The organism is Salinibacter sp. 10B (genome assembly GCF_002954405.1).
Taxonomy (GTDB): Bacteria; Bacteroidota; Rhodothermia; order Rhodothermales; family Salinibacteraceae; genus Salinibacter.
In genome coordinates this window covers 4,132,433-4,157,630 of sequence record NZ_MQWC01000004.1, presented here as the reverse complement: position 1 = coordinate 4,157,630, position 25,198 = coordinate 4,132,433, and the positions used below count along the sequence as shown (strand labels likewise).

The following is a 25,198-nucleotide window of genomic DNA, read 5'->3' as shown; positions in this document are numbered from 1 at the left end:
TAAGGGTCCCCCGGTCGGCAAACCCCCCTCCGATGTTCCATCCGGCCAACAATCAACAACAGTCTCAGACGCCAGCACACAACCGACGAAATGCCCTCAAATCCACGTACCGCCCAGAAATAGCAAACGGGGAAGCCGAAAAGCCGGCTTCCCCGTTCGTCTTTACGAATGTTCATCCCCCGACTACGCCGTAGCAAACTCCTGCTTCACGACGCTAATCTGGCTGCCTTCAAGCACCATCTGGAGCTCGCGCTCTGAGAGGTCGTGCTCCACAACGTAGGTTTCGTCCTTATCCGCATTGGTGAGCTCCACGTCCGTGCCCGCCTTCACCTGATCGCGCAGGTTGCGGAACTGAAGCGTGTCGCCTTGCTCAATGCTGTCGTAGGACTCATCGTCCTTGAAGAGGAGCGGCAGGATGCCAAAGTTTGCCAGGTTCTGCCGGTGAATCCGAGCGTAGCTCTTGGCAATCTTGACGCGCGTGCCAAGCCACCGCGGCGCAATGGCAGCGTGCTCCCGACTGGATCCCTGTCCGTAGTTGGTGCCCCCGACGACGGCAAAGCCATTGTCCTGGTGCTCCATCGCGCGATCGAAGAAGCTCTCATCGACCTGCTCGAAGACGAATTCCGAAATCTTCGGAATGTTGGAGCGGTACGGAAGAATGCGCGAGCCGGCCGGCATAATCTCATCGGTCGAGATATCGTCGCCCACCTTCAACAGCACCGGGAGATCAAACTCCTGCGGCAGCTCTTCGAATTCGGGAAGCGACACCACATTCGGCCCCTTCTCCAGCTCCATGCCCTTCGCCTCCTCCTCGGAGACCGGCGGGACGAGCTGGTCGGTATTGATGCTGATGTCGTCCGGCTCCTCGGCATTCGGATACTCCATATCATAGAGATCCGCCAAGTCGCGCGGGTCGGTAATCTCGCCGGTGAGGGCCGAGGCAGCAGCCGTCTCGGGACTGACGAGATACACCGCGTCCTCCTTCGTGCCGGAACGACCGGGGAAGTTGCGCGGCACCGTACGCACCGAGATTTGACCGGTGGCCGGAGCTTGCCCCATGCCGATGCAACCATTGCAACCGGCCTGGTGGATGCGGGCGCCGGCACGGGTCAGCATCTGGAGGTGACCTGTGTTCATCAGGTTCTCCAGGATCTGACGCGACGTCGGGTTCACGTCGAACGAAACGCGGTCGTGCACCTGGCGGCCGTCCACAATTTCGGCGGCGCTTGCAAAGTCACGGAAGCCAGGGTTGGCGGACGAGCCGACGTAGCTCTGATAGATCTCCTTGCCTTCGACCTCACGCACCGGCACCACATTGCCCGGGCTACTCGGCTTGGCGATCTTCGGCTCCAGCTCGGAGAGATTGATTTCCTCGTACTCGTCGTACTCTGCGTCGGCGTCTGCCTGAATCTCACGGAAGGCATCCTCACGACCCTGCCGCTTCAGGAAGCGACGCACTTCTTCGTCGGCCGGGAAGACGGTGCTGGTGGCCCCCAGCTCCGTGCCCATGTTGGCGATCACGTGCCGGTCCATGCAACTCAGGCTGTCGAGGCCCGGTCCGTAGTACTCAATGATCTGGCCCACGCCACCATCCACATCGTGGCGCTCCAGCATGGTCAGAATCACGTCCTTCGCACTCACCCAGTCCGGCAGCTCGCCTGTCAGCTTCACGCCCCAGACCTCGGGCATGTTGATCGTATACGGCTTGCCGGCCATCGCCATCGCCACGTCGAGCCCTCCGGCCCCGATGGCAAGCATGCCGATAGCCCCCGCGGCGGGCGAGTGACTATCCGAGCCGATGAGCGTCTTGCCCGGCTCCCCGAATCGCTCCTGGTGGACGGGGTGACTCACCCCATTGCCTGGCCGGCTGTACCATGCCCCAAACTTCTTGCAGGCACTGCGGAGGAAGAGGTGGTCATCCGGATTCTTAAAGTCGGACTGGATGAGGTTGTGGTCCACGTACTGCGCAGACAGTTCCGTCTGCACGCGCGGAATGCCCATGGCCTCAAACTCAAGCATCACCATCGTCCCAGTGGCATCCTGAGTGAGGGTCTGGTCCATCTCAAGACCAATCTCCTCCCCCACCTCCATCTCGCCCTCGACGAGGTGACTCTCAATTAGTTTCTCTGCAACGTTTTTGCCCATAGTGTACTGTCGTAGTGTTGATATACGGGATCGGGTAAGCAGCCCTTCGCATCTGTAGAACGTAAGGTGTACAGACGGGAGATGGTAGCGATCCGGATAAAAATTGTGTGTTTGGTGCCCTTTTTCCTTCCTGTCAATCGGCCGGCCGGGGCGACTCCTCCGCTCTCCTGTACCCCCAAGGCCCACGAGATCGGAGCAAACGAGCCTTGTTAGGTTCCCTTCCCATCCGTGTACGCTGCCCAATCCCCCGACGGCACCCGTGGATGCCCCGACGGATCTCCGTTGTACCAGTACACCCAGGCCAACCGGTCGGCAGGGTGCTGAAGCGACACCTTCCGACGCACAAAAAGCGACGCCTCTTCCTGGTTCGGGACGTACCCCTCATAGTCATCGAGAACGTCCCAAACGCTCGGGGACGTCAACCGAAAAAGTTCTCCGTGCACAACATCCGATCCGGGAACGGCCCCCGGAAACGAACCAAGATCATACAACTTCCCCTTGAATTGGCACCGGGAAAGAAACGTTAGGGACTTTTCGAGGCCGAATGCATCTAGGTTCCCGTAGGTGCGCATGAGGGTCCCATACGTCACAAGAAAGGAGACGGACATGAGAGGAGACTTATCACTAACACATACATGCTAACTCTCTGAGGGATTTTCCACGTCATGCCCCCCTGCTCAGACGATGTTTTTACCTACTTTCAGAAATATTACGTTAACATGCTATCGGGCGGGACCTTTCTAGGCAGAAGAGGCGAACATTTACTTCCTGTTCAGCAGGGCATATATCCCCGCACCTAGGGGATTCACTACGTCCTTTCATGACCTACCCTTACCCCCACCAGATGTATAACACTGAAGGCGTAGACTCCGTTGCAACGATCACTGAACTCCGATCGGAGACCTCAGATCTCATCGATCATGTTCGGGACACGAACAACGGCGTTCTCATTCAAAAGAACAATGAACCCCACGCAGTCCTAATTTCGTGGGAAACCTATAAGGCAATTAAGGAAAAGGTTGACCTCGACAGTCTTTAGTACCTCGGGTCCGTTGAACGGGGACTTCGGATGGACCCAAAAATCCTACCCATTAGATTGGAGGAGGTGTCCCTTGCTGGGTCATCTCCTCCTTTTTTATTGCGCCGCGCCTTATCGTCGAACCGCCCGGTTCGAAGAATTATAGATGGGAACGCTCCCTCAAGGATCCTCCCCGGGGCGTACGAGACGAGAGCAGAAGCCCTCAGTTTTCTGAGGCATATCCCCAGAGGGAGGCGGGGCGATCTGAGGCCTCTCCTTCCTCCGGCGGGTCGGCAGGCACCGGCTCATCGGCCTCCTGCTCCTCAGCCTCATCGCGATCGACACGTCCCTGAATCGCCCGGGCCTGGAAGAGCGGGGCATCGAAAAACCGCGGTCCATGCTCCTTCCGCAGACGATCGAGGTGGTCCCGAAGCGGGTCATGCAAGGTATCGGGGAGTTCGATGATTCGCTTCGGGGTCCCCATCGGATCGCTCACGTAGATCAACCCAGCGTCCAGATCCACGTCTCCAGCACAAAGTTCAAGGGCTTCGTTGATGGGAAGAGATGTATGAAAGAGAAGCCGAGTGAGAAGTGTGCTTTGCTCCCCCTCTTTCTTCTTGGCCTCGGTGTCTACACTCTCTTCCTTCGTTTCTTCCTCTTCTTCTGCCTGTTGGCGGTCCGGGTGCCACACCGCCCCGCTCACGTCCGTCTTGAGCAGATTCTCGAAGAGAAAAACCATCGAGTCTGCGGCCCGATCACAGGAGGCGTCGTCGACATCATCCCGGCCCTGAAGGTACTCAAGAAACGGCGAGACATGCTCCGGTTCGCGCCATCCCCGATCGTGCACCGTACAGAACCGGACAAAGCAGGCCGCCCAGGCCCCAAAAATTCGGGCCGTAGCCGGGGCGTGCCCAGCCGCCTGAGCGTTTTCTTCCACCGATTCAACAAATTTACGAAGCTCGGGAGGAAAGGAAGAATGGCGCATTGCGCTCACCTCAGGAATCATGCTTCAAAACGGCGCATCACGGAGGAGGAAGAGACATCGCCCCCGGAGTCGTCTGGATCACAACAAAATGTGTGCCCACCCGCCGCCCTACGGAGGGCCGCCCGCAATTCTGCCTAGAGGCAATTGTCCCTACGCCCCCTCACTTAAGCCTCCCCCAAGGAATCGTGTTCCAGAATAGAGAAGGCCGACGCCAACGACCTTCACGGCATCGATCAACACGAAGCGGAGAAAGCCCTTGTCAATCGACTCATACCACGTGGCGTGCCCCGCGGCATAGTGAAGCCACACGACGCCGATGGTGAAAATAATGGCGGCTCCAAGAAGAGTGGCGAACGTGCTTCCTGAAAAGGACTTCCACCGTTTTGAGAGCGCCCCGATGGCGGCTGCAGCCAGTGGGTAGGAGAATAGATATCCTGCCGATACCGCTCCAAAAAGATAACTCGTTCCGTATCCGTCCCCCGCATAGACGGGCATAAACAAACCGAGGGCCAGATATAGAAGCTGGGCAAGGAAGCCGTTACGAGTCCCTAAATACAACCCACTTGCGTACACCGTTGCCGTCTGCAGGGTGATCGGCACCTCCCAGAGATAAACCCGAAACTGGATCTTTGCCGCCAAAACGGTCAGGAAGGCAAAGCCCACCACACCTGCCACCTGTAGAAGGAGTGAGGCATTTTCCTCTCGGAGACGGTCAATGAATGCCGCGTGAGAGGATCGAAGAGAAAAAACGTTGGTCATAAGCCGACGCAAAATCTATGGGTTTGAGGGACAAGCACGTGCTTCAAATAATACCAAGTAGGACTGAAAATCTCCAAACGACCCGAAACGCCTGCAGGACAGTCACATGGTGGAGCGCCGATGGGGAGATGGACGTTCACGTGCCTTGCGCTCTTCGGTTCTGCCCAAAACGAACGGGCGAACGAGAGAAGAGGAGAGGATCGTCCACTCTGCCCACCTTACCGGGAAGTCGCCAAACATAAAATGCAATTGCCCTGGAAACGCCTGCGGGAACGGGACTTACCAGGGAAGTTCCTCCCCGTCGTAGGCGAGAAAGCACCCGGCATCCTCACGAGTCAGATTCTTCACCACCTCAATCATACCTGAGACGGATTCCTCAGTCGATAAGCGCGCATTAGAACCGCCCATATCGGTGCGCACCCATCCCGGGTGCATCGCCACTACCTTCACGTCGTCGTCCTTCAGCTCGGCCGCCTGTAGGCGGGTGCACATGTTGAGTGCCGCCTTGCTCGCCTTGTAGCTATGCCAGCCGCCCCCCGACGTTCGCGAAATCGACCCAAGCTGTGACGTGATGTTCACGACGGTTGCGCCATCAGCCTGGGCCCCTGCCCGCAGCAGATCCGCAAAGGCTTGCGTCATCAGGTGTGGACCCACCGCATTTGTCCGCAGAACCTGCGTCATCGTCTCTGCTTCGACGGTACCGAACCGGTCGCCCGTCCCGCCCCCGCTGATCCCCCCATTGTTCACAAGCAGATCCAGCGCTCCCGTCTGGTGCTGTACACGCTCCACAGCCGACTCAATTGCCGATGGCTCAGTCACGTCCAGTGAGAGGACCTCGATCGTATCCGGATGGCTCGTAGCAAGTCGGTTGAGCTCCTCGGCCGCTCCGGGACGACGACAAGTTGCAAGCAGGAACTCGACGGAATCAGCGAGTTGGCGTACCCATTCGAGGCCAAGGCCCCGATTGGCACCGGTCACGAGAGCGTGAGAAGCACTTACGGATGACATGTATGAACGATAGCGTTGGCGAAAAGAGCGGAAAACGCGTCCCCAGTGTTGGCCCTTCGTACAGGTCCTCTACTCGTGAGCCTCAAACCGTTCAATCTCTTGCTGCAGACGCTCGCGCATCGGAACAAGGCGGGAATCGTCATGCGCCTTTGAGGCCTCCAACACCGCCCGGTGGAACCAGTCCTGCGCCTCCCGATCTCCGCTGAGTACTGTTAGAATGTCCTCCCCCGACTCTAGACTCTGATTGATCGACCAGAGATTGTGGATTTTGTCGGCCAGGCTGATGGCCGCCCCTTCAGGACTTCCGTCCCGAAGACTTGTAAGATAATCTTCCTTCCGGTCTCGCCACGGAAGCATCTCTCCTTCCTCATCCAATTTCTGCTCCGACACCTGTGCTACGAGCTTCGCCACTTCGGCCCCTACCGCCTCGCGAAGCTGCTTACGCCGTAGGCGCTGCCCGTGCTCGTTCATGTCCTCAATCGTGTCGTGCAGGTAGGCCGCAGCCACTGTCACCTCGTCCCACCCCGCCCGGTGCACAATGGAGGCTACGGCGGCGAGGTGCGCCATCACAGGAATCTGGATGTCCTGTCCTTCGGGTACTTCAAAAGCCGGATCGCGCCACACGCTCTTGCGGTAGGTGCCGTCATGCCACTGCGCCGACAACTCAATGGCGTGTTCAATGAGAGGACTGAACAACGCGTCGGGGGAGGGTACGTCGGTCATCGATTCGAGGGACGGGATTCGAGGGTAAGACTACAGTTCAACAATCTGGTGCGAGGACGTGTCCGTGCTGAGCGTCGCACGGAGATCCCCAATCAAGTCAAGGCTATACTTGTTCAGATAGTACAGTACGTTCACGACGCGCTCTTGCAGCGCTCCCTGTGGGCGAAGATTCACCTGTGCTTTCTGGAGCTGGGCCCGAACCTCATCGTGGTGTCGCTTCTCGGCCCGAACCGTGCGTTGCTTCAGATCCTCCATCTCCTCGACAATCGTGGCCCGCGCTGCTTCGGTGGAGGATCCAAGCGTCCGGTCAACGTCCTCTACCTCGGGTTTGAGAGCGTTGAGGGCCTTGTGCATCTCCGTCGTGGCCTCCTGAAAGATTGCGTCGACGTCAACGTCCATCGTCTCGACCACCACCTCCTGGAACAACGCATCGAGCTGGGCGCGAAAGTCGCACACCGAGCGGTCGTACTTGTCGAGCACCTTTTGCACTTTCCCCTCAACGAGACTGACGCTCGCGCGAGGATGGATGAGGGGACGCTCAAGACCGGCCCACTCGTACACGTCGCCGTACTGGGCAAAGTACGAGACCTCCCCCGGCCCCGCCACGTAGGCCGCCGTGGGGAGAAGGTGATCCTGCATGAGCGGACGCAGGATCACATTCGGACTGAAGCGCTCCGGCTCGGCCTCGAGGCGTTCCTGCAATTCCGACCGCGAAAACGTCCGATCGGTCGTACGAAGCACAAAGTGTCCGTCGTCGGCGAGGTCGATGGGATACCGCCCGCCCTCCTCAAGCCAGAAGAGGTTGGTTGGGCGGGCGTGAACCTGAGCGTGATACCCCCGATCGCGGAGCGCCTGGCTCGTCGCGTTGACACGGGCAGCGGGGGTCGACGGATCGTCCAGCTCGCGCTGAAAAAGCGGACGCGTCAGCTCCTTCAACCGTTTGTCGTCCGGATTCATAAATACGAGGCCCTCCCCCTCAAACAGCGACCGAAGAAGCTGAGCAAACGCATCTTCGATTCGCGTTCCAGGCCGATACGCAGCCCGCACGTGCTCCATCACCGCCGGCTTAAAGTCGGAGTCCGGCAGCGTTTCGTCGAGACGATCCAGGACGTCGTCGATCTCATCCGTCAACGGCAGGCGTCCAACTGCTCCCGGATTCTCTTGAACGTCGGCCTCATATGGAAGCGAGACGACCTCATTCCGCCGCAGCACGTGGGCGGCCGCAATCTCTTCAAAATCATGATCTTCCCCTTCCACCCAGAATACAGGAACGACCGTTCGGCCCGTCTGCTCGGCCCACTCGTCCGCCAGTTGAAGCGTAGTGATCGTCTTGTAGATGGTATATAGCGGTCCGGTCAAGAGACCGACCTGTTGGCCTGTCACCACGGCAACCGTCTCCGGATCGCGGAGCGCTTCTACATTTTGCTGGGTAGCACCCCCACCCCTCCACTCCGCATTCTGATCGGCGAGGGCGTCGGCCATCGCCTCCCGATCCACTGGACGCGCAGCGGCCCGCTCCGCAACGTCCCGGCGCACGCCGACCTCCCGCCAGTCGCCGGCATAGAAGTCGGCCACCGCATCGTAATTCGTGCAGTAGTCAACGAAGAGATCAGGAAAGGCATTCAGATCGGCGGGAGAACAGCGGCGAACGTCAGCGGCAGTGGTGGGCATGCGGGGATGGAAAAATCGCGGGGATGAATCGAAAAACCAGAGGGCCCGGCAACAAAAAAGGCGAAGCCCGAGGGGAATCCCTCATGGCTTCGCCCAGTTCAGCGGCCGAGCTCATAGAAGCGCCAGTCACGCAAGACGGCCGCAGCTAATTTTTATTCTGCTCCTGCTCTTGCTCTTCCTCTTGTTCTAAGCGCTGAATTTCATCGCGGAGCTCGGCGGCCCGCTCGTAGTCTTCCTTTTCGACCGCCTTTTCGAGTTGCTTTTGTTTCCGCTCGAGTTCGGTGCCCCCCATCTCTTCCTCCTCTTCCCCCGCCGACGCTTCCTCCGCCTGTTGCGTGATTGAGGAAATGCCGGACTCGTCTTCGGCCACAATGCCGGCCTCATCGAGCACCATCGGCGCCACGAAGATGGGCGCATCCACCCGCACGGCCAGTGCCACCGCGTCGCTCGGACGCGAGTCGAGCTGGTGCTCATCGCCGTTGTGGCGATACCGGATCTTGGCAAAGAAGGTGCCTTCCCGAAGCTCATCGATCACGACCTCCGTGACCTCCACCTCCAGCTCCTCAAAAGTATCGCGTAGCAGGTCGTGCGTCATCGGACGAGGCGGCTGGATCTTCTCCAGCTCCAGCGCAATCGCCTGCGCCTCAAAAGCACCAATGATGATGGGCAGACGGCGATTGCCCTCTACCTCTCCCAGCACGAGCGCGTAGGCGCCTCCACTGGACGGACTCGTAGAGAGACCGATGATGTCTACTCGAGTAAAATCCATCGCGGTGTCAGTGTATTCATTTCAATCCTCATCCCCCAGCAGGGGGACTGCGACCGTGGATCCCTGCGGCCTGCACGGCCGCGAAACGTTAGCGATTGAGGGGGCGTGGCTTGTCGTTCGGCAGCACTCCCCCCAGCCTAAAGCGTCTCTTCCAACGCAGTCAGAAAAGCCTTGTTCTCCGCGCGGGTGCCCGCATTGACCCGGAGATACCCTTCCAGCTCGGAGTACCCGCTCATGTTGCGTACGAGCACCCCTTGATCAGCTAACTGTTCCTGTAACTTATCCGCAGGCATTGAGGTCGTGAAGATCACGAAATTTGCCTCCGACGGCACGACGTCGACCTCGTCGAAGGTCTTCAGGGCCTCACTCACCTCTGTGATGGAGACCTGCATCTGCCGGACCCGCTCTTCGACAAGATCGGGACGACGAAGAACCGCCAGGGCCGTCTGCTCCGCAAATCGGTCCACCATGAACGGGAGCCGCGCCTTCATGAGTTCCCGCACCACCGACGGATGGGCCATGAGGTATCCAATGCGGATGCCCGCGAGCCCAAACGCCTTCGAGAGGGTGCGCAGGACGATCACGTTCGGGTGGTCATCGAGCAACTGGACGGCGCTGGTCTCCGAGTTGAACTCGACGTAGGCCTCATCGACCACCACCATGCCCGGGGAGGCAGCGGCAATCCGCTCAACCTCGTCGAGGCGCATGGCCCGACCGGTGGGATTGTTGGGGGTGGCAAGAACCGTGAGTTTGGCCCCGGTGTCCTGCACAGCCTGCACGAGCGCATCGGTATCAAACCGGAGATCGTCGCGGGGCGGTACCTGCGTAAGATCGGCGTCCTGAAGACGCGCTACCTTCTCGTAGAGCGAAAAGAGAGGGCGGGGGAGCACCATCGGGGCGCCCGCCTCGAGAAAGGCAAGCCCAAACGTGTAGGTAATTTCGTTCGAGCCGTTGCCCACAATAATGCTTTCGGCAGGCACGTCGTTGTGCTCGGCGAGAGCCCGGCGCAACCGGTCGGGCTGCTCGGTGGGATACCGATTAAACTCCACCTCCGAGAAGGATGCCAGCAACTCGTCTTTCAGTTCGTCCGGAAGATTGTAGGGGCTCTCATTCTGGTTGAGCTTGACCTCAATATCCGGGGGCGTGCCCACAATGTACTCGCTCTCGTTCCGCACGGCGGGACGAATAAGATCGAGCACGTCGTCGGTCGCGGAGGTCTCAGCGGCCATAACAGCAACACGGTTGGCAAAAGCACGGACGAACGAGTCTCGTCCAACGACGATGCATCTCCAACATACCACCGGACGGGCGAAATGTCTTCCCCGTCACGGCTTTTTCGTACCGATCACTCCTCCCGATTCAGACGCGTGCGGATGGCCTCGGCGTGGGCCTGCAGTTCCTCGGCCTCCGCCAGCGTCACAATCTGCTCGCCGGTCTCTTCCAGCCGGTCGCGGGAGTAGGACAAAATCGACTGCGTGCGGATAAAGTCGTCGACCCCGAGGGCCGAGGCGTGGCGGGCGGTGCCGCCCGTCGGCAGCACGTGGTTCGGCCCGGCAAAATAATCGCCGACGGGCTCCGAGGAATACTCGCCGAGAAAAATCGCCCCGGCGTGACGAATGCGCGTCATGGCCTGCCAGGGGTCGTCCACGTGAATCTCCAGGTGCTCCACGGCAAGCTCATTCATGAGGTCGACGGCCTCCTCCATCGTCTCCGTCACGATACAGGCGCCGTAGTCGGCAAGGGCCTGCTCGATGACGTCGGCCCGCGGCAGTTCGGGCACCCGTGCCTCCACTTCCGCCTGCACGGCCTCAGCCAGCGGGCGGTGCGGCGTAATCAGAATCGCGGAGGCGCGTACGTCGTGCTCTGCCTGCGAAAGAAGGTCCGCCGCCACGAACGCTGGATCGGCGGTCTCGTCGGCCAGCACGCCAATCTCGCTGGGGCCCGCGACCGAATCAATTCCCACCCGACCGAACACCTTCTTCTTCGCGGCGGCCACGTACGCGTTGCCCGGTCCCACGATCTTATCGACGGCCGGCACCGTGTCGGTTCCAAACGCAAGTGCCCCCACCGCCTGCGCGCCGCCAACGGCGTATACATTGTCCAGCCCAAGAAACGCAGCGGTCGCCATCACGAGCGGATGCGGCCGCCCGTCGTCCTGTGGCGGCGACACCAGGTGAATCTCTTCCACCCCGGCAACCTGCGCGGGAATGGCGTTCATAAGCAGGCTAGAGGGATAAAAGGCTGTGCCGCCCGGCACGTAGAGACCGGCTCGCTCCATCGGGACCACGCGCTGCCCCAGAATCACGCCGTCGCCGTCGTCCGTGAACCAGGACTCGGGAACCTGCTTTTCATGAAACTGGCGAATGTTAGACGCCGCCTCCCCAATCGCCTCGCGCAAATCGCCCTCGAGCGCGTCGGACGCTTCGTCGAGCAGCGACGGGGGAATCTTGACCGGATCGGGCCGCACGCCGTCGAACCGTTTGGTGAGGTCGAGGAGCGCCGTATCGCCGCTCTGCCGCACCTGGGCGAGAATGTCGTCGACCGCCGCGTCCACCTCGTCGCTGAACGTGGCATCGCGGCTGAGGATGGCATTGAGCCGATCCGTGTCGTCGGGGGAAATGAGAGGGATCATGCAGAAGAAAATCGTTGAGCAGAGCAGAATGCTTGCGTCCAATCCGGCAGATCGACGTCGTCCCCGGAATTGGCGTCCAAAAGCATCCAAAATACACCCGGAGCGGTTTGATGTTCAGCAGCAGGAACCGCCCGGCCCGATCTGTTAGAAGCGAGTTGCCCGACCGGGTTTCAGAACTCACGACCAGAGAGAAACACAACCTTTGTACCTCTTGAAACTGTCAATATTCACCACCTACTGCAAAAAAAGCGCTCTACATGATCGATGCCTCGGAGCTCGAACCCATCCTGGAGAGCGGCAGGATATCTCCGCCGGATGGCTGGTAAAGACAGCGACGAGAAATTCCGTTTCGACTACACTCCGATCGGGGGATCAGCTACAGTACGAAGAATCGCTCGTCGAGCCGGTCCTCCAATGATCCTGAATTTCGGGACGTGTTTAAATTCACCGCTTCCAATGGTCTCCCCATTCCATTTCCCTCACAGGAGCGTGGGATTGAGGGCCTCTTCGGGAATAGAGCAAAAACGCCCCTGAGCGCCGGGCCACCTGCAGGTGTGACCATCCCGCGTGAAAGCCGTCAATGTCAGCTCCTACCGCCCCCCTACTGAACCACAGTCAGCTTGCGTGTACGGATCTGGCCGGCGGCGGTGAGGCAGAGGAGGTAAAGGCCGGAAGACCGGATCAACCGTGCCCTTCATCCCCACGTAGTAGCCGTGACAGAGCCGTCTGTGGATGAGCACACATCTTAACAGTCCCTCACGCCTCACGTGGCGCTGTCACTGGCGTGGCTCTCTGGATTGTCACGTCACTGGTACGGTTGGTTGATAGAATTTGTCACCATGGAAGGGTACACCGTGGTAGACGCAGTCCGCGGCGTTGGTGTCGCCGAGCAGACCTACTACTGATGGAAGCGGGACTATGGCACGATGGATCGCGATCAACTCAAGCGGCAGAAAGATCTCGAAAACGAGAATGCTCGGCTGAAGAAACTCATCGCTGTCCCCTTCCTCGATAAGGACATCCTGAAAGAGCCACTGAAGGGAACATACTGAGCCCGAGCCGGGAGCGTGCGGTGCAGCACCTCGTTTTGCAACCTATCGCGCACATCGATAGTCTCCAAAGCCCCTGCGCCTCAACGGATGGCGATGCCGTTCTTTATACAACCGTAGTCATAATGGGTAGTGGCACTGTCCGATTTACTCCACCCAGATCACCTCAAAACGGGACGATCCCATGAAGACACATCAACAATACTTCTATGTACTTGCCCTTTTTCTACCGATTGTCCTCCTGACGGCCCCTCGGCTACAGGCACAGTCCACACCGGCGGGGTTCGATATTTGTATCTCGTTCGGGTTCGATCAGCCCGACGACATTCGCAGCACGCTGTCTGCGGACTGGACCGGCAACGACTGGTCGGCGACGGCCCGGAATATCTTTACGCATGAGGGCGGGAACCTCGTCGAGCTCGTTTTCCAATTGCGATCTGGGAACGCATGGGCCTCGAATGGGCGACTGCTCCAGACGTTTAGCGGCAGTCGTCGGCAAACGTGCACTCTGCAATCGTGGGAAAACGATGCATGGTTGAATGCCACCCGCTACACCTACGAGCACGATGGGTCGGGCAGGATTACACGGCGCCTCCAAGAGCTGTGGACCACCAGCGGTTGGGTAAACTTCGAACAGGTCCTGTTCACCTACGACGGCAGTGGACGACTCGTGACTGAAATCCGTGAAGGCTGGAGTCCCGCAGGAATGGATTGGTTGGACAATGTACGTATTACATACACGTACAACGCAAGTGGTCAGTTGATTGAGGAATTAGAAGAATTTCCCAGTGGGGGAGTCTGGATACCACAGCGGCAGGTCACATTTGCATACGACGGCAGTGGCAACCTGATCGAGGAAGTCTTGAAGACGCGGAATTTCCTGCTCAATCAGCTCATCAATTTCCAGCGCACGACGAATACCTACAGCGGCGGCAGCCTAATCCAGGAGCTCCTTGAGACGTGGGACACCAATAGCAATGGCTGGGAAAATAGTGAGCTCATTTCGTACGTGTACGGCGGCAACAGCCTGGCCCTCACCAGCAAAAGCGGTCACTTGCCGACCGTCACCGTGACGGAAATATGGACGGGGACAGCGTGGGTAAATGACACGCGATCTGAATTGGCGTACGATAGCAACGACAACCTGCTGGAGGTTCTTGATCAAGCGTGGAACGCCGGCGTGTCCGGTTGGGAGAACGACAGCCGGCTCACCTTCTCGTACGATAGTATCCTGCCCGTCGAGCTCACTTCGTTTACTGTTGCTGAAACAGATGACGCAGCACGGCTCGTTTGGGGAACGGCCTCAGAGACCAGCAATGCTGGCTTTGAGGTGCAGCGGCGTATCGACGCGGAGCACACGTTCGAGTCCATCGGGTTCGTGGAGGGAGCCGGCACGACGACTGCCCCCCAGATCTATCGCTTCACAGACTCGGCATTGCCCTTCAACGCCGAAACGATCACCTACCGGCTTCAGCAGTTCGATCTGGACGGGACCACCACATATTCGCCGGAGATCGTGTTCAGCCGGACGGCTCCCACCCGCCTGGTACTGCATCAGACCTTCCCCAATCCCGTCCGGGATCGCACCGTGCTTCACTACGAACTCCCCCAGCCGAGCTTCGTGCGAATCGACGTGTTTAACGCACTAGGGCAGCATGTAGCCAACCTGGTGGCGCAGCATCAGCCAGCGGGGCGTAGTGAAGTGACTGTCGAGGCGAATGGGTTGACCAGCGGAATGTACTTCGTCCGCCTGGAGATCGACGGGCAGAGCCTGTCGCGTAAGATGACGGTGATACGATAGGAACCCGAGCGGTGAAATCCAAAGCCGAGCATGGAACACAGGAGGCGCCAGGGTAGCGAGCTCTGGCGCCCTCTCTTTATCGAGGACCCCGGGAGATATGCCCCTTTTTGAAGGCGCCTGAAATGAGCGATGTCCTCTTCCACTTTCAGGGAAAACCGGCCCTGGTCGGAGGCACGTGACTCCAATCTCTATACACGTGCTCAATAACCTCGATGTTCTCCTGCCGCAAAGCTCCCGTTCCATGTGTTGCTGAGCTTCGGGAGAGTCAGCCGTTTTATAGAACTAGTCCAAGACGCGCGTCCGGTCCGTCACGAGCGGACGCACCGCGTTCATCTGCAGGGAGCCAAGGACGTTCTCCGCAAAAACCTAGCAAAACGTCCCCATGTGCGCTTTCAGCCTCTCTCCCGCTTCCGTAGCTTTGAGTTCTATACTACTGGGCTTCTCACATCACCGCGCCACTCCATGAAGGACTATCTACAGACCCAAATTCGCCACGTGCTCGACGACCTCGGGGACGTGCCCGATGATTTTGCGGTTTCCCTCGAAGCCCCTGCCCGCGAAGAACACGGCGACCTCGCCACGAATACGGCCCTTCGTCTCGGTAGCATCTTGGAGGACAACCCGCGCTCCATTGCTGAAACGGTGGCCGAGAAGCTTCGCGATCGCGTCGACCCACGTCGCGTCAAAAGCGTGGAAGTGGCCGGGCCGGGCTTCATCAATTTCCGCTTCGCCCAAGACTATCTGTTCGAGGGTCTCGCCGATCTACTGGCAGAAGGCGACGACTTTGGGCACACCGATGTGGGCTCAGGCCAGCAGGCCCTCGTGGAGTACGTGAGCGCCAATCCCACCGGTCCGCTCAACGTAGGCCACGGGCGCAACGCCGTCCTCGGCGACACGATTGCCAATCTTCTGGAGTGGACTGGGTACGACGTGACGCGGGAATACTATTTCAACGACGCCGGGCGGCAGATGCGCGTGCTCGCCCAGTCGGTCCGCGCTCGCTACGAGGCGCTCGTCAGCGAGGATGTGACCACCAAGGCGCTCACACTCGACGACGATACGACTGTCGAGGTCCCCGACAGCTTTCCGGAGGACGGCTACCTGGGGGAGTACATCATCGACATTGCCGAACAGGTCTACGAGGAGCACGGAGCCTCCCTTCTGACCACTGAGTCGCTGGCCCCCTTTCAGGAGGCCGCCGAGGAGGCCATCTTTGCCGAAATTGAGGCCACCCTACAGCGCCTCAACATCGAAATGGACGGCTACGCAAACGAGCAGGCGCTGCACGACGAGGGAACGGTTCAGGAGGTCATTGACGGGCTCACGGAGGCAGGCCTGACGTATGAGGACGAGGGAGCGCTCTGGCTCAAAACCACGACGTTCGGGAAGGAGAAAGACACCGTCCTGGTGAAGCAGAGCGGGGAGCCCACGTACCGCACACCGGACATCGCCTACCACAAAACAAAGTTCGAGCGCGGCTTCGACCTCATGATCGACGTCTTCGGGGCCGACCATCACGCGGCCTATCCGGACGTTCTCAACGCCATCGATGTTTTGGGATACGACAAGGAGAAGGTGGAGGTCGTACTCTACCAGTTCGTGACACTCGTGCGAGGCGAGGAGCCGGTCAAGATGAGCACGCGGCGAGCCAACTACGTAACGCTTGACAACCTGATCGACGAGGTGGGGGAGGACGTCACCCGTTTCTTCTTCCTCATGCGCTCCCCGGACACGCACCTGAACTTCGATCTCGAACTGGCGCAGGAGGAAAGTGAAAAAAACCCGGTGTTCTATCTCCAGTATGCTCACGCTCGCATCTGTTCCGTCATCGACAAGGCGGAGGAAGTGGGGTTCTCGTACGACGAGGACGCGAATCTGTCCCTGTTGACGCACGAGGACGAGATTGCTCTCATCAAAGAATTGCTCCGTTTCCCCCGCGCCCTTCAGAACGCTGCTGACGCCCGTGCTCCGCACTTCGTGCCCAATTATCTGCGCGATGTGGCAACGGCCTTCTCGCAGTTCTACGACAACTGCCAGATCATTGGCGAAGACGAGGACCTCGCTACCGCCCGGATGCACCTGGCCCTCGCTGCCAAGACCGTGCTCAAGAACGGCCTCACGGTTCTGGGCATCTCGGCGCCGCGGAACATGTAGACTTGGATTTCGGAGTCCTCCCCTACGGTCCTCCGGACTGTCCAATGCAATCAATACAGCTACTCATAGGGCTCCACCTCCGTCTCGTCCTCCGGCACCTCGTACCGATCTTTCAGCGTACGGAGACGTTGCTTCAGGCGCTCGGTAACCTGCGCGTAGTCGGGGTGTCCATACACATTGTGTAGCTCACGGGGATCCGTCTTCAGATCGAAGAGGGACCACTGATCGACCCAATAGTGGTGGATCAGTTTGTATCGGTCCGTGCGGATGCCCTCGTGCCGCATGACGCTGTGGACGGCCGGGTATTCGTAGTAGTGATAGTAGATCGCCGCTCGCTCTTGTTCGGGGACTGTGCCCTTCAGTAACGGCACGAGGCTCCGGCCCTGCATGGATCCCGGTGCCTTGACGCCCGCCGCGTCGAGAAACGTTTGGGCAATATCGAGATTTTGGACCAGTGCCGTGCTCTCCGCCCCTTCCTCCACAACCCCAGGCCACCGCACTAGCAGCGGCATTCGGAGGGACTCCTCGTACATCCATCGCTTGTCAAACCACCCCTTTTCGCCGAGAAAGAACCCCTGGTCGGACGCATAGACGACGATGGTTTCGTCGGCTACGCCTTGTCGGTCCAGCGCATCGAGCAGCCGTCCAATTTGGTCGTCCATCGACCGAATCGAGCGGAGATAGTCTTTGATGTAGCGCTGGTACTTCCACCGCGTCAGATCTCGGCCCTGCAGTGCTCCGGACCGATACTGCTCGTAAAAGTCTTCATTCTCATCTTCGTAGGCCGCCCGCCAGGCCTTCTTCTGCCTGGGGGTATATCGGCTGAAAAACCGCTGGAAGCCCCCGAGACTGTCGTTGGAGGCCGAGGGCGGCTGCGGTAGTTTTAGGTCCCATCCCCACCGTAGGTCATTCTGCACCTCCATCTCCTGCATGGTCGCCGGTGCAGCCAGACCGGCATAGTCGTAAAAGAGCGTCCGCGGGGCCGGAACCTTGACATCCTCATAGGTCGTGAGGTGATCGGGCCCCGGTTGCCAGTTGCGATGCGGGGCCTTGTGCTGATACATCAGCAGAAATGGCTCGTCCTCCGACCGGCCGTTTCGCAGCCAGCGGAGGGCCCGGTCCGTAATGATGTCCGAGACATACCCCGTGTACGAGGTCGTGCCGTCGGGGGTACGGAAGCGAGGATTATAATACCGCCCCTGTCCCGGAAGAACCTCCCAGTAATCAAACCCTTCCGGCTTCCTTTTCAGGTGCCACTTGCCAATCATGGCGGTCTGGTACCCCGCCTGCTGTAGCAACTCCGGAAAGGTCTGCACGCCCCTCTTCAATCTGTCCCCATTGGTTCGCACGCCGTTCATGTGACTGTGCTGTCCAGTAAGGATCGTGGCGCGGCTCGGGGCACAGATCGAATTCCCAACGAAGGCGTTGCGGAAAAGCATGCCCTCCTCTGCGATCCGGTCGATCTCCGGAGTCGGGTTGAGGGCAGCCAGGCGCCCCTCATACGCCCCCAGGGCCTGCACGGCGTGATCGTCACTGAAGATGAAGACGATGTTCGGACGGTCCTGGGCCTGTGCCCTCGCCGTCCCGAACGACGATGCCAATACGGCTCCCGAAAGAGCAAGGAGAACGAGGCCCAGCGAGCGAATCAGAGTCATAGCGGCGTCTCGTTGTTCAAACAGGTTACTCAGTGTCCGTCTGTGGGCGCTGGCTCCGATAGTGCTCCAGTTGCTCTTCGAGCCGATCCACCACGTCGGGGCGAGCCTCGTACAGGTTGTTCGACTCGGCCGGATCCCTCCCGAGATGGTAGAGCTGCCCCTCGGGGTCGCCCGCCGCTGGAGATCGCGTCTGAGGCTCCGTAAACCCTCCACTCCCTAGGCCGGGGATTAGCTTCCACGAACCGTCCCGCACCACGAGATACGAGAGGGCATTGTGCACTGTAGGCCCCCGCGCTACCGAGTCGCGGTCCGCAGTCCAGACCGCAGCCAGATTGTCCCCATCGGCCGAATCCTCCGGCAGCGCCGGACCTGTCAGGTCCGCAATCGTAGGTACTACATCCGTAAACGTGAGAAGCTGATCGCTGCTGGTGCCGGCCGGGACCCGTCCGGGCCAGCGGACCACGAAGGGTACGCGGTGCCCGCCCTCCCAGGCGTCCCCTTTCATGCCCCGATACTGGTGGGTCGATCGGTGATTGAAGCGGTTCTCGTCTTTGGAATACCAGACCGGCCCGTTGTCACTGGAAAAGATGACTACGGTATTCTCTCGCAGTCCCATCGCATCGAGCGCGTTCACCACCCGACCGACGACCCCGTCGACCTGGGCCGTAAAGTCGCCGTAGAGGCCTGCATTGCTCGTGCCGCGAAGGGAATCGGGCGGAAGCCACGGCGTGTGCGGAGCCGTTAGCGCCAAATACAGAAAGAACGGGCGCTGCTCTCGCTCTTCATGATGCGTCTGGAGATACGAAAGCGCCTCTTCTTTCAGGCGCGGAAGGACCTCCTCGTGACGAAAGTTCGGGGCGACGTTTCCTCCGCGCCAAAATGCGCCCTGAATGTCGGTCCAGATCTTCGCGTCGCTCTGATTTGCCCCGATCGTGTCGGTCGGAGCCGCGACGCACTGCCGATTTCGAATGTAGAAGTAGGGAGGAATGTCGAGCGATGCCGGGAGCCCAAAATAATGGTCGAAGCCGCGATCACGGGGACCTCCACGGAGGGGCTGCGAACAGTCATAGTCGGTGCCTCCCTCAAAGCCGAGATGCCACTTCCCCACCATGTACGTTGTATACCCGCGATCCCGAAGCAGCGTGGCGAGGGTCGCCTGGTCGGCGTCGATGAGAGACCGCTGCGTCCAATCGGTCATGTTCTCCCGATGCGGATATCGCCCGGTGAGCAACCCATACCGGGACGGCACGCACAACGACCCGGACGAATGGGCATCCGTAAATCGCATGCCGTTCTCTGCCAGGCGATTGAGGTGCGGCGTTGGGATCTTGGACTCTGTGTTATAGCTTCGAAGATCTCCATAGCCCATGTCGTCGGCCAGGATAAAAACGACGTTTGGCCGACTGGAAGACGAAGGAGACGACGAATCAGAGGTACACCCTCCCCCCATAATCAGAAGAAGACTCAGAAACACGCACCAGGCGCACCGACACATCATGACCTTCGAGCACAGGACCAAAGAATGCGATGCTGGTCCACGCACCGCCGGACCAGAAACTCGAAGGTAAACGTAGAGACCTGCAGTGGAAGGTGCAAAAGCGCCCGGGACCAGCGACACGAGCAGTCCCAACTCGACGTGGGCGCCCCAACGTGTGATTACCGATCCGACGTGGTCGGACGCCCGACCGACACGTCGTCGAGGAGCGAGTAGAGTTCTATCATTGCCCCCACCCCATCCAGTAAGGAGTGAAGGCGAAGAACTTCATCGGTACTCAGAACAATGGTCTCTCGTCCCTCCAGGCGCACCTGCCATCGACAATCGCAGTTGCATCGATACACCTGCGCGGCCAGGGACTGAAGCGCCTCGTGAAGGGCCCGGACCTCCTTCCTCTCAAAAACCCAATCCCGATCTCCAAGAGTAAAAGCAAGACGCTCGTCCGCCGTCCAGTCCACGGCCCCGTGCTCGGTGGCAAACAGCGTAGAGGTGTCAAGCGTAGTGGAGCTCATGTTGGGGGACGAGTCGAGCGGTGAGTAAGCAATGCTATCTATTTAGATCGAATATAAACAACCAAAGTTTCTGTGGCCGTTGACGGAGATGTAAAGGTTGAACGAAGCCCGAACGTACCTGTGTGCAATCGCTAGTAGCATCGGCAGTCATTCCCTACTCGGGACTCATGACGGAATTCCCTGCGGCCCGGGGCTGACAGGCTCTCGATCCGTACTTCGCTACACTCGGCAATCAGCGACCGGTTTACTGATCCGTTCACGGGTAGGTAAACAATATTCTCCGTCTGGGGAGGACCGTGGTATGCTACCGGTCGGAAACCTCTTTAGAAACCCATTCACGTATCAGTATGCTCGCCCAACTCCACTGGAACGTCGACCCGACGATCTTTCGCCTCGGGCCTCTTGCCCCCCGCTGGTACGGCCTGCTGTTTGCGTCAGGCTTCCTCATCGGCTTCTATCTCATGCGATCCGTCTTCCAGCGCGAGGATCGGCCGGAAACGGACCTGGACTTTTTGCTCCTCTACCTTCTCGGCGGCACGGTCATCGGCGCCCGACTCGGACACATCCTGTTCTACGCGCCCGGCTACTATCTGATGAATCCAGTCGAAATCATTGCCATCTGGGAGGGGGGACTTGCCAGCCACGGAGGTCTCATCGGCGTTCCCTTTGCCATCTGGCTCTACTGCCGCCGGCGCGACGATCAGCCTTTCGTGTGGCTACTCGACCGCCTGGCCGCGCCCGTCGCCCTCACCGGTAGCTTCATCCGGCTGGGCAACCTCTTCAACTCCGAAATCCTGGGCGTACCGTCCGACCTCCCTTGGGCCGTCGTCTTCGAGCGCATCGACCAGACGGCCCGCCACCCCGTGCAGGTGTACGAGTCGATTTCCTACTTCCTGATTTTTGTTCTGCTGTGGGGCCTGTACCGCAAATGGGGCGAAAAGACGCCGCGCGGCATGCTCATCGGTCTGTTCTTCACGCTCGTGTTTGGCGTGCGCATCGTGCTAGAGCAGTTCAAGGTGGAACAGGCCCACTTCGAGATGGCGCTCCCCCTTGGCATGAGCATGGGACAGCTCCTCAGTATCCCCGCCGTGGCCATTGGCCTCTGGCTGGTGTGGCGCGCGGTGCAGTCGTCTGAAGAATCGACGGCGGCCTCCTCATAGGTCCCGTCCCCTGTGCGAGCGCCTTTTCACGATCCAGTGTGCCCGGACCCTTTCATTTTCCGGCGGCGAAACCTTCCTTAAAGAGGGCAGGCACTCACGCGCTGAACGGTTTCGCTCCATGCCTCGACTTCGCCTCTGGATCGGCCTGCTTCTGCTGGGGGGACTCGGGATTCTCGTGTGGTCTTCTTCTCCCTCTCCTTTCACAAATTCGTCAGTCCCGACTGGGGTGTCGTGGAGTCCCCCTGTACAAATAGCAAGTGGTGAGGCATACCGCGGTCCCTGGCGCATGAATCAGTCGGACTGGCGGTTCGTCGATGATCCAACCGCGGCCCTCGGCCGAGAGGGCACCGCCGGGGTCGTCTGGACCGATCACGTAGCACAGGATCTCTTCTTTCAGATCTACGGGCCGGACGGGACGCCGAGACACTCCTCCCCGGTGAACGTCTCCCGCAATCCGGAAACCTTCTCCTGGCTCCCCCGCGTCGCCTTCCCAACCGGCTCGCCGGATACGGTGTACGTCCTCTGGCAGGAAATCATCTTCTCCGGGGGCACGCACGGCGGGGAGACACTCTTTGCCCGGTCGCTGGACGGCGGGCGCTCCTTCAATGAACCGACCAATCTTTCGCAGTCCAAGGCGGGTGACGGAAAGGGACGATTGACGAAGCAACTCTGGCACAACGGAAGCCTCGACCTCGCAGTGGGACCGGAGGACACGGTCTACGCCGCCTGGACCGAATACGAAGGGCGCCTCTTACTTAGCCACTCCACAGACGCGGGTGCTCATTTTTCCTCTCCTCTGCACGTGGCCGGCAGCACGAAACGACCGGCTCGTGGCCCCTCCCTCGACGTCGACTCCACCGGGACGCTGCATCTTGCGTGGGCCGTGGGCGAAGATCCGAGTGCCGACATCCAGTACACGCACACAACTGACGCGTGGAACGCCTTTTCTCCACCTCAGGTCGTCGCCGAAAGCAAGGGCCATTCTGACGCCCCATCGCTCGCGGTGGCCCCGTCCGGCACCGTCCACCTCGCCTACGGCGAAAGCCCGACCGGTCCGTTTCAGCGGTACCACGTGCGCTACACTCGCTCCTCCCCCAGAGTGGATTCGTTCCGCGAATCCACTGCCCTTTCTGATCGGGCCGAAGCCGACGCGCAAGCACATTTTCCAACCCTCCGTGCACCGATTCAGGACACGGTGCACGTTCTTTGGGAACGCTACCCAAATCGGAGCGAGCGCCCGCGCGGCCTTGCCTACACGACGTCAACCGACGGTGGGGGCACGTTCGATTCTCCGTCGGCCGTACCGGGAAGTGCCGACCCCGAACACGGCTTCAACGGCAGTCAACAGGGCCTGCTGATGGAAAAGCTCGCGGCAAACGCCGGTGGAGATCTCGCGGTGGTCAACAGCAGGTTTGATCAGGGCACCGAGAGTCACATCTGGCTCTACCAGGGACAAACCAACCGCTGACATTTTGAGCCGTCTACTGCGTTTTCCGATCACGCCCCACGGGCTCGTTCCCGCGCTTTCAAGGCCCGTGCCGCATGAGCGTAGCCACCGTCCGCCCCGTCCACAAAGTGCACGTGTTCCTTCTCGTACTGGAAGACGAGGCACGTAATCATGGCTGCCTCCGAAGCGTCGAGGCCGTAGATTAGATTCCCTCGTTCGTACTGCTCCTGAAGATAGGCCTCGAGTTTGTTTCGCTGTTCTACCGTGCCGGCGATTACCTGCCGCAGGGTCCCGTCCATCTTGCGGAAATCGGTGTGTCGCTCCAGGTCCTGTTTATAGTTGCCCCACTGGGTCGCACTTGTGGACCAGTCCAGGGCCATGAGAGCCGACCCTATCAGGTTTTTCACCATGACCCTGGGCCAGTAGAGCAGGCGATCAAGCCGTCCTCGTCTATGCGTTCGGACCCGCTGCTCCGTGGAAAGCTTCCGGGGCGAGAAACTCATGCGGAGCTGCCCATGCAGAACCGGTCGTCGAGTGTCATCGCCTCCATAAATCTGGCGCAGACGAGTGATGACCTCATCGTAGATGTTTGCATTATCCTGCAGGGATGCCCCTGTGGCGTGGACCAGCAGTGCCACAATTTCGTCTCGATGGCTGGGCACCTGATCCCAGCGACATTCGAGACCAGAAAAATCTGCCGGGCCCGTCACTGTGGACGGCACGCCAAACGGTCCGTCCGGATCGGCCTTTACCCGCTCCTCCGCCACGTAGAGCCCGCTCCCGATGAAGACCGCCTGCTCAATCACCTCTGAGAGCCGATACCGGGCCACCATGACGGTGTGTCCCTCGTGGATGAGGTCCTCCACCGGGACCACTCCCACGTCCAGCCGGAGCCCAAACTCTTCTCGGGCCATCCGTCGCACCCCGCCCAGCGCCTGCGTCACGGCCTCGGCTTGCTCTCCCGGGACGCACAGGGCGGCCCCGTCGCCCCCAAAGACATAGGGGACCGACCGGTGTCCGAGGGCATTGAGCACGGCCGCAATCACAGATGCCCCCACCACGTTCACGTCTTTGTAGAGCCCCTGATCGATTGCCCCGGTCGAATCCCGCACGTCTCCCACCGCAACCACCCAGTCGTCCGGGACGGGCCGATAGTGCTCCGGATTCGCGACCTCCGTGAAGTCGTTCAGGAGCGGCAACTGGTCGTAAAAGGTCTCTGTGGTCATGGGTCGCCGGCTAATGGGAGCATGGACTGTCTCCTGCTGGACTCTGGCGCCTGTGCCCGTCCTGGGTATTGCCTACCCTTCGGTCGTCAGGCCGGTGCGCACGATCTGCCAGATCGCCTCAAACTGATCGTCGATGGCCGGCTCGTCCCAGGTGTCGGATCGCGCTGGATGATGAAACCGAGAGGTCGCCTGAAAAACCGCTCGGGCCGCAGCCTCTGCGTCGCTCACATAGAAAACCCCCTGTGCCCGACCGTCTTCCAGAATATCGGTCAACTGCCCCACCAGTACCTCCACGTGTTGATCGACGATTCCCTCAGCCTCCTGCGCGAGCTGGTAGTACGTCGCAAACATCTCCGGATCGTCGTGTCGAGCTTCACGCTTGGTACGGATGAGGGTGTCGAGCCACCGGTAGAGACGCTCGTCGGCAGCGCCCTCCTTGCTCCTGATTGCCGCAAGCGGCCGCTCAACCTCTCGCAGCCACCGGCGGGTCACAGCATCAAAGAGGGCCTCCTTGCTCGAAAAATGGCGGTAAAGGGCACCGTGACTCACGTCCAACGCACGGGCCACGTCCACCACATTCGTCTTTTCCGGCCCAAAGCGCCGGAGCACGCGTTCGGTCGCATTCAGAATGTCGTCCGGCGTGGGCATGCGGTTCCTCCAATTCACATCAAACAAGAGCCCCCGACTCGCCCCCCAATGTATTGACCCAACCCGCCGCATCTCAAGTCGAGACCGTCAACCAATGATTTCTCCCCCCACGGCATACCCATTCTCAGCGGTCTCTTGAATCTGCACGTTGACGACATCTCGAAGGTCCTCTCCCGTCTCGTCAAGATAAAACTGCTGCACGGCATCGGTGAGACGCTCCACAAACCGGGCAGTCTGTTCATCGCTGAGGTCGCCTTGCGGAATGGTAACGCGAACAGTCGGCATCGGAATGCAGGTGTTTGGATGAGAAGCGCGCAATACACTCTATCCTTACAGATAAC

22 protein-coding genes are annotated in these 25,198 nt (G+C 59.8%); 6 read left to right on the top strand and 16 right to left on the bottom strand.

What is annotated here, in order from left to right:
• Window positions 1-183: 183 nt before the first annotated feature.
• The gene (locus BSZ35_RS17000) at window positions 184-2,145 is read right to left on the bottom strand and encodes an aconitate hydratase (RefSeq protein ID WP_105013558.1); all 1,962 of its coding nucleotides are present in this window, start codon (window positions 2,143-2,145) and stop codon (window positions 184-186) included.
• A 209-nt stretch (window positions 2,146-2,354) separates the two neighbouring features.
• The gene (locus tag BSZ35_RS16995; protein WP_105013557.1) at window positions 2,355-2,753 is read right to left on the bottom strand and encodes a gamma-glutamylcyclotransferase family protein; all 399 of its coding nucleotides are present in this window, start codon (window positions 2,751-2,753) and stop codon (window positions 2,355-2,357) included.
• A gap of 212 nt (window positions 2,754-2,965) precedes the next feature.
• Between BSZ35_RS16995 and BSZ35_RS16990 the strand changes: the two genes are divergently transcribed.
• A complete protein-coding gene (locus BSZ35_RS16990; protein ID WP_258096761.1) occupies window positions 2,966-3,184 on the top strand; it encodes a type II toxin-antitoxin system Phd/YefM family antitoxin in 219 nt (72 codons plus the stop codon).
• Window positions 3,185-3,386: 202 nt separating this feature from the next.
• Here the strand turns inward: BSZ35_RS16990 and BSZ35_RS16985 are convergent, their stop codons facing one another.
• The 8 genes from BSZ35_RS16985 to hisD all read right to left on the bottom strand — a co-directional run bounded on the left by BSZ35_RS16985 (window position 3,387) and on the right by hisD (window position 11,710).
• Entirely contained in the window at window positions 3,387-4,148 is a 762-nt protein-coding gene (locus tag BSZ35_RS16985; RefSeq protein ID WP_146110144.1) for a hypothetical protein, read from the bottom strand.
• A 150-nt stretch (window positions 4,149-4,298) separates the two neighbouring features.
• A complete protein-coding gene (locus BSZ35_RS16980) occupies window positions 4,299-4,907 on the bottom strand; it encodes a biotin transporter BioY (RefSeq protein WP_105013554.1) in 609 nt (202 codons plus the stop codon).
• A 279-nt stretch (window positions 4,908-5,186) separates the two neighbouring features.
• A complete protein-coding gene (locus BSZ35_RS16975; protein ID WP_105013553.1) occupies window positions 5,187-5,915 on the bottom strand; it encodes an SDR family oxidoreductase in 729 nt (242 codons plus the stop codon).
• Between the two features lie 69 nt (window positions 5,916-5,984).
• Complete coding sequence (locus tag BSZ35_RS16970) at window positions 5,985-6,638, bottom strand: HD domain-containing protein (RefSeq protein ID WP_105013552.1); 654 nt, start codon at window positions 6,636-6,638, stop codon at window positions 5,985-5,987.
• A gap of 30 nt (window positions 6,639-6,668) precedes the next feature.
• The gene (bshC, locus tag BSZ35_RS16965; protein WP_105013551.1) at window positions 6,669-8,309 is read right to left on the bottom strand and encodes a bacillithiol biosynthesis cysteine-adding enzyme BshC; all 1,641 of its coding nucleotides are present in this window, start codon (window positions 8,307-8,309) and stop codon (window positions 6,669-6,671) included.
• 145 nt (window positions 8,310-8,454) lie between these two features.
• Window positions 8,455-9,078 (bottom strand): bifunctional nuclease family protein, encoded by a 624-nt coding sequence (locus BSZ35_RS16960; RefSeq protein WP_105013550.1) that lies wholly within the window; start codon window positions 9,076-9,078, stop codon window positions 8,455-8,457.
• Window positions 9,079-9,215: 137 nt separating this feature from the next.
• Complete coding sequence (hisC, locus tag BSZ35_RS16955) at window positions 9,216-10,307, bottom strand: histidinol-phosphate transaminase (RefSeq protein ID WP_105013549.1); 1,092 nt, start codon at window positions 10,305-10,307, stop codon at window positions 9,216-9,218.
• 116 nt (window positions 10,308-10,423) lie between these two features.
• Complete coding sequence (gene hisD, locus BSZ35_RS16950; RefSeq protein ID WP_105013905.1) at window positions 10,424-11,710, bottom strand: histidinol dehydrogenase; 1,287 nt, start codon at window positions 11,708-11,710, stop codon at window positions 10,424-10,426.
• Window positions 11,711-12,636: 926 nt separating this feature from the next.
• On the opposite strand from hisD, the gene BSZ35_RS19980 reads away from it, so the two are divergent.
• From BSZ35_RS19980 to argS, 3 genes are all read left to right on the top strand, one after another.
• Entirely contained in the window at window positions 12,637-12,762 is a 126-nt protein-coding gene (locus tag BSZ35_RS19980; protein WP_258096760.1) for a hypothetical protein, read from the top strand.
• 181 nt (window positions 12,763-12,943) lie between these two features.
• Complete coding sequence (locus BSZ35_RS16945; RefSeq protein ID WP_105013548.1) at window positions 12,944-14,560, top strand: T9SS type A sorting domain-containing protein; 1,617 nt, start codon at window positions 12,944-12,946, stop codon at window positions 14,558-14,560.
• Window positions 14,561-15,022: 462 nt separating this feature from the next.
• Complete coding sequence (gene argS, locus BSZ35_RS16940) at window positions 15,023-16,714, top strand: arginine--tRNA ligase (protein ID WP_105013547.1); 1,692 nt, start codon at window positions 15,023-15,025, stop codon at window positions 16,712-16,714.
• A 59-nt stretch (window positions 16,715-16,773) separates the two neighbouring features.
• On the opposite strand, the gene BSZ35_RS16935 is transcribed toward argS, so the two are convergent.
• The 3 genes from BSZ35_RS16935 to BSZ35_RS16925 form a co-directional block, all read right to left on the bottom strand.
• Window positions 16,774-18,369: a sulfatase gene (locus BSZ35_RS16935; protein ID WP_105013546.1), complete on the bottom strand. Its 1,596-nt coding sequence runs from the start codon at window positions 18,367-18,369 to the stop codon at window positions 16,774-16,776.
• Window positions 18,370-18,394: 25 nt separating this feature from the next.
• Window positions 18,395-19,819: an arylsulfatase gene (locus BSZ35_RS16930; protein ID WP_105013904.1), complete on the bottom strand. Its 1,425-nt coding sequence runs from the start codon at window positions 19,817-19,819 to the stop codon at window positions 18,395-18,397.
• 206 nt (window positions 19,820-20,025) lie between these two features.
• Window positions 20,026-20,376, bottom strand: coding sequence for a citrate synthase (locus BSZ35_RS16925; protein ID WP_105013545.1), 351 nt, complete (start codon window positions 20,374-20,376; stop codon window positions 20,026-20,028).
• 347 nt (window positions 20,377-20,723) lie between these two features.
• On the opposite strand from BSZ35_RS16925, the gene lgt reads away from it, so the two are divergent.
• On the top strand, window positions 20,724-21,536 hold the full coding sequence (gene lgt, locus BSZ35_RS16920; protein ID WP_105013544.1) for a prolipoprotein diacylglyceryl transferase: 813 nt from the start codon (window positions 20,724-20,726) through the stop codon (window positions 21,534-21,536).
• Window positions 21,537-21,654: 118 nt separating this feature from the next.
• Window positions 21,655-23,004, top strand: a complete 1,350-nt coding sequence (locus BSZ35_RS16915) for an exo-alpha-sialidase (protein WP_146110143.1) — start codon at window positions 21,655-21,657, stop codon at window positions 23,002-23,004.
• Window positions 23,005-23,033: 29 nt separating this feature from the next.
• Here the strand turns inward: BSZ35_RS16915 and BSZ35_RS16910 are convergent, their stop codons facing one another.
• The 3 genes from BSZ35_RS16910 to BSZ35_RS16900 form a co-directional block, all read right to left on the bottom strand.
• Window positions 23,034-24,209: a DUF3095 domain-containing protein gene (locus BSZ35_RS16910; RefSeq protein WP_105013542.1), complete on the bottom strand. Its 1,176-nt coding sequence runs from the start codon at window positions 24,207-24,209 to the stop codon at window positions 23,034-23,036.
• A 72-nt stretch (window positions 24,210-24,281) separates the two neighbouring features.
• Window positions 24,282-24,857, bottom strand: a complete 576-nt coding sequence (locus BSZ35_RS16905; RefSeq protein ID WP_105013541.1) for a TetR family transcriptional regulator — start codon at window positions 24,855-24,857, stop codon at window positions 24,282-24,284.
• An 87-nt stretch (window positions 24,858-24,944) separates the two neighbouring features.
• Window positions 24,945-25,142, bottom strand: coding sequence for a tautomerase family protein (locus tag BSZ35_RS16900; protein WP_105013540.1), 198 nt, complete (start codon window positions 25,140-25,142; stop codon window positions 24,945-24,947).
• Window positions 25,143-25,198: the final 56 nt, after the last annotated feature.

Coding starts and splice junctions, on each gene's coding strand:
- hisD (WP_105013905.1), bottom strand. CDS start 11,710: ATGATCCCTCTCATTTCCCCCGACGACACGGATCGGCTCAATGCCATC.
- BSZ35_RS16900 (WP_105013540.1), bottom strand. CDS start 25,142: ATGCCGACTGTTCGCGTTACCATTCCGCAAGGCGACCTCAGCGATGAA.
- BSZ35_RS16930 (WP_105013904.1), bottom strand. CDS start 19,819: ATGGGGGGAGGGTGTACCTCTGATTCGTCGTCTCCTTCGTCTTCCAGT.
- BSZ35_RS16960 (WP_105013550.1), bottom strand. CDS start 9,078: ATGGATTTTACTCGAGTAGACATCATCGGTCTCTCTACGAGTCCGTCC.
- BSZ35_RS16925 (WP_105013545.1), bottom strand. CDS start 20,376: ATGAGCTCCACTACGCTTGACACCTCTACGCTGTTTGCCACCGAGCAC.
- lgt (WP_105013544.1), top strand. CDS start 20,724: ATGCTCGCCCAACTCCACTGGAACGTCGACCCGACGATCTTTCGCCTC.
- BSZ35_RS16905 (WP_105013541.1), bottom strand. CDS start 24,857: ATGCCCACGCCGGACGACATTCTGAATGCGACCGAACGCGTGCTCCGG.
- BSZ35_RS16985 (WP_146110144.1), bottom strand. CDS start 4,148: ATGCGCCATTCTTCCTTTCCTCCCGAGCTTCGTAAATTTGTTGAATCG.
- BSZ35_RS16935 (WP_105013546.1), bottom strand. CDS start 18,369: ATGACTCTGATTCGCTCGCTGGGCCTCGTTCTCCTTGCTCTTTCGGGA.
- BSZ35_RS16945 (WP_105013548.1), top strand. CDS start 12,944: ATGAAGACACATCAACAATACTTCTATGTACTTGCCCTTTTTCTACCG.
- BSZ35_RS16910 (WP_105013542.1), bottom strand. CDS start 24,209: ATGACCACAGAGACCTTTTACGACCAGTTGCCGCTCCTGAACGACTTC.
- BSZ35_RS16915 (WP_146110143.1), top strand. CDS start 21,655: ATGCCTCGACTTCGCCTCTGGATCGGCCTGCTTCTGCTGGGGGGACTC.
- BSZ35_RS16995 (WP_105013557.1), bottom strand. CDS start 2,753: ATGTCCGTCTCCTTTCTTGTGACGTATGGGACCCTCATGCGCACCTAC.
- BSZ35_RS16975 (WP_105013553.1), bottom strand. CDS start 5,915: ATGTCATCCGTAAGTGCTTCTCACGCTCTCGTGACCGGTGCCAATCGG.
- argS (WP_105013547.1), top strand. CDS start 15,023: ATGAAGGACTATCTACAGACCCAAATTCGCCACGTGCTCGACGACCTC.
- BSZ35_RS16990 (WP_258096761.1), top strand. CDS start 2,966: ATGACCTACCCTTACCCCCACCAGATGTATAACACTGAAGGCGTAGAC.
- bshC (WP_105013551.1), bottom strand. CDS start 8,309: ATGCCCACCACTGCCGCTGACGTTCGCCGCTGTTCTCCCGCCGATCTG.
- BSZ35_RS19980 (WP_258096760.1), top strand. CDS start 12,637: ATGGATCGCGATCAACTCAAGCGGCAGAAAGATCTCGAAAACGAGAAT.
- BSZ35_RS17000 (WP_105013558.1), bottom strand. CDS start 2,145: ATGGGCAAAAACGTTGCAGAGAAACTAATTGAGAGTCACCTCGTCGAG.
- BSZ35_RS16980 (WP_105013554.1), bottom strand. CDS start 4,907: ATGACCAACGTTTTTTCTCTTCGATCCTCTCACGCGGCATTCATTGAC.
- hisC (WP_105013549.1), bottom strand. CDS start 10,307: ATGGCCGCTGAGACCTCCGCGACCGACGACGTGCTCGATCTTATTCGT.
- BSZ35_RS16970 (WP_105013552.1), bottom strand. CDS start 6,638: ATGACCGACGTACCCTCCCCCGACGCGTTGTTCAGTCCTCTCATTGAA.